An 835-nucleotide genomic window follows, 5' to 3' on the forward strand; every position below is an offset into this window, starting at 1 on the left:
AGGGTCAGGACTCATAGCTCAGAGCCAGAAGAGGACGGTGGCAGCGAGGGCGATGGCGGAGAAGAAGACGGTTGGGCATCGGTCGTAGCGGGTCGCAACCCGCCGCCAGTCCTTCAGACGCCCGAACATGATCTCGATCCGGTTGCGTCGTCTGTAACGGCGCTTGTCGTGGCGCACCGGCGCGTTGCGCGACTTGCGCCCTGGGATGCAGGGCTTGATCCCCTTTGCTGCAAGAGCGTCCCGGAACCAGTCGGCGTCGTAGCCACGGTCGCCGAGCAGCCATTGCGCCTTGGGTAGTTCGTCCAGAAGCGCCGCCGCCCCGGTGTAGTCGCTGACCGGACCGGCGGTCATGAAGAAGCTCAGCGGGCGGCCGTTGGCATCCGCCACGGCATGAAGCTTCGTGTTCATGCCGCCCTTCGTGCGGCCGATCAGGCGTCCAAGCCCCCCTTTTTAACCGCCAGGCTCGAGGCCGTGCGGTGCGCCTTGAGGTAGGTCGCGTCGATCATGATCGTCTTGCGCTCGGCACCGGCTGCGGCCAGCCCCTCCATCATGCGGACGAAGACACCCATCTCGCCCCAACGCTTCCAGCGATTGTAGAGCGTCTTCGCGGGACCATACTCCTTCGGCGCATCGCGCCATCGCAGGCCGTTGCGGTTGACGAAGATGATCCCGCTCAGCACGCGTCGGTCATCAACCCGTGGCCGGCCATGGCTTCTGGGAAAGAACGGGCGCAACCGCTCCATCTGCTCGTTCGTCAGCCAAAACAGGTCACTCATTCGCAGTCTCCTCGCGGAGCCTGGAATCAGACGATGCCTTCCAAATCAATGGGTCCTGA

1 protein-coding gene is annotated in these 835 nt (G+C 64.1%); it reads right to left on the minus strand.

From position 1 onward, the window contains the following. Window positions 1-18: 18 nt before the first annotated feature. A protein-coding gene (locus AUL35_RS21875; RefSeq protein WP_156418157.1) for an IS5 family transposase occupies window positions 19-776 on the minus strand; the annotation gives its coding sequence in 2 pieces (ribosomal slippage) (window positions 19-440 and window positions 440-776; 759 coding nt in all). Window positions 777-835 lie beyond the last annotated feature (59 nt).

It is taken from the genome of Aureimonas sp. AU4, from assembly GCF_001463765.1.
In the GTDB taxonomy this organism is placed as follows: Bacteria; Pseudomonadota; Alphaproteobacteria; order Rhizobiales; family Rhizobiaceae; genus Aureimonas.